The organism is Streptomyces sp. NPDC059564, assembly GCF_042735575.1.
In the GTDB taxonomy this organism is placed as follows: Bacteria; Actinomycetota; Actinomycetes; order Streptomycetales; family Streptomycetaceae; genus Streptomyces.
The window spans coordinates 1-2,006 of sequence record NZ_JBHWBP010000630.1 but is presented as its reverse complement, the minus strand read 5'-3'; the positions used below and the strand labels follow the sequence as shown (position 1 = coordinate 2,006).

Below are 2,006 nucleotides of genomic sequence, written 5' to 3'. Positions count from 1 at the left end.
GGCCCGTCCTGCTGGCCGTGGCCCTCGCGGCGGCCGCCGCGGCCGGCCGGCACGCGCTGCACGCCGCGGCGGCCCGCCGGCACGCGGCCACGCGCCTCGCCACCCTCCGGATCACCCTGGCGGAGTTCGACGCCATGGGCCACGAGGAGTTCGAGTACGCGCTGCGGGACCTGCTGATCCGCGACGGCTGGCCGGCCCGGACGGTGGGCCGGGGCGGAGGCGGAGGCGGAGGCGGCGCCCGGGCGGCCGAGGTGATCGGCGAGGTGATCGGCGACGACGCGTGGCGCGGCCGCATCGTCGTCCAGGCGCGGCACACCCGTACCGGCGCCGCCGTCGGCTCGTCGGTGATGCACGAGGTGAAGGGCACGGCGGGCCCGGTGCACCGGGCCGACCACGCCGTGGTCGTCACCAACGGCGGTTTCACACAGGACGCCAAGGCGTGGGGCGACCGGCACGGAGTGCGCTGGATCGACCGGGAGCTGCTGCGCCGGTGGGCCGAACAGGGCTCGCCGCTGGCCGATTTGCTGCGCCTGCCGCCGGACCCGCTGCACACGTAGACACTCCGCGAAGCCCGGTGCGGGGTTGGATGTCCGGTTATGGGTAGTCTTCCCGGGTCAGTGGAGTCTCCTCGGGGTGGGGTCATGGGTCGTCAGACAGGTGTACGCGGTGCGGCGGTGGCCGTGGCGCTGCTGCTCGGCGCGAGCGGATGCGGGAACAGCGGCCAGGGCTCCTCCGGTGACGCAAAGGCCTCGAGCACGCCGAGCGCGAAAGCGACGGCCAGCGCGAGCGCCCCCTCCCCCCGAACCCCCGCCCCCTCCGGCGCCGCCGGCCAGCCGGCCCCGGGCGACGTACTGCCCGGCATGGTCACCGCGGCGGTGGCCCGGACCCGGCTCGCGGCGCTGACGACCGGCAAGCCCGGCACGATGGCCGGGTACAGCCGCGACAAGTTCACGCACTGGGCCGAGCAGGGCAACAAGTGCGACACCCGCGAGGTGGTCCTCAAGCGGGACGGCGTCGACGTCACCCAGGACTCCGAGTGCCGCGCCCTGACCGGCCGCTGGAAGAGCCTGTACGACGGGGCGACGGTCACCGAGGCCTCGAAGCTGGACATCGACCACATGGTGCCGCTCGCCGAAGCCTGGCGCTCGGGGGCCGCCGGATGGGACGCGGCCCGGCGCAAGGCCTTCGCGAACGACCTGACCCGGCCGCAGCTGCTGGCGGTTTCGGCGTCCTCGAACCGCTCCAAGGGCGACCAGAGCCCCGACCTGTGGCAGCCCACGGACAAGTCCAGCTGGTGCCAGTACGGGCGGGCCTGGACCACCGTGAAGTCCCAGTACGGCCTGACCGTCACCGACGCGGAGCGGGCCACGCTCACCACCATGCTCGACACCTGCACGTCATGACCGAGCGCCACCAGTGGCAGGACGAGGTCCTCGCCGGTCCCGGCGGGGCCATGACCGACGAGGTCGGCGTGATCACCGGTCCGCTCACGCTGCGGACGACCGAGGGGTCGGACGGCACGGTCCGCTTCGACGTCCAGTACACGGACGCGGACGAGTGGTACACACTGACCGGCAGCCCGGTGGCGCACGGCGATCCGTTCGTCCTGCACACGGCCGCGCTGGCCGGCATCCGTGCCGGTGGCGGCGCCGAGGCCCCCGCTCCGCCCGCCTGACGGCCGCCCGGGCCGATCCCGATGGCCTGTGGAGGGCGCGGCTGACAGACTGGGCTGACTTGATCACTCCAGGAGGCAGAGACATGGCTGACGCACCAGAGACCCCGGACGTCCCGCAGGAGGACGTTCCGCAGGACGAATCCCCCGCCGAGGCGGCCAAGCGCAAGTTCCGCGAGGCGCTGGAGCGCAACGCCGCGAACGCGCAGTCGCAGCAGTCGCACCAGAGCCGGGCGAAGGTCCAGGGCTCCAGCAGCGGGGCCGGGGGCAAGAACAAGAAGGTCCGCCGCAAGACCGGCTGAGGCCCCGGGGCCGCCGGGGGCCGCCGGGGATC

General features: G+C 74.2%; 4 protein-coding genes. All 4 read left to right on the top strand.

Annotated elements, in window-relative coordinates:
* Positions 1-557: restriction endonuclease (locus ACFV0Q_RS41070; RefSeq protein WP_385013162.1), on the top strand; the 557-nt coding region annotated here is incomplete at its 5' end.
* 84 nt (positions 558-641) lie between these two features.
* Positions 642-1,403 (top strand): HNH endonuclease family protein, encoded by a 762-nt coding sequence (locus ACFV0Q_RS41065; protein ID WP_385013161.1) that lies wholly within the window; start codon positions 642-644, stop codon positions 1,401-1,403.
* Positions 1,400-1,675 (top strand): hypothetical protein, encoded by a 276-nt coding sequence (locus tag ACFV0Q_RS41060; RefSeq protein WP_385013159.1) that lies wholly within the window; start codon positions 1,400-1,402, stop codon positions 1,673-1,675. The genes ACFV0Q_RS41065 and ACFV0Q_RS41060 overlap by 4 nt, the downstream gene beginning before the upstream one ends.
* A gap of 83 nt (positions 1,676-1,758) precedes the next feature.
* Positions 1,759-1,974, top strand: a complete 216-nt coding sequence (locus tag ACFV0Q_RS41055) for a DUF5302 domain-containing protein (protein ID WP_385013158.1) — start codon at positions 1,759-1,761, stop codon at positions 1,972-1,974.
* Positions 1,975-2,006 lie beyond the last annotated feature (32 nt).

Bases quoted from the DNA above. Each gene is read 5' to 3' on its own strand.
- ACFV0Q_RS41065 (WP_385013161.1), top strand. From the start codon at position 642: ATGGGTCGTCAGACAGGTGTACGCGGTGCGGCGGTGGCCGTGGCGCTG.
- ACFV0Q_RS41060 (WP_385013159.1), top strand. From the start codon at position 1,400: ATGACCGAGCGCCACCAGTGGCAGGACGAGGTCCTCGCCGGTCCCGGC.
- ACFV0Q_RS41055 (WP_385013158.1), top strand. From the start codon at position 1,759: ATGGCTGACGCACCAGAGACCCCGGACGTCCCGCAGGAGGACGTTCCG.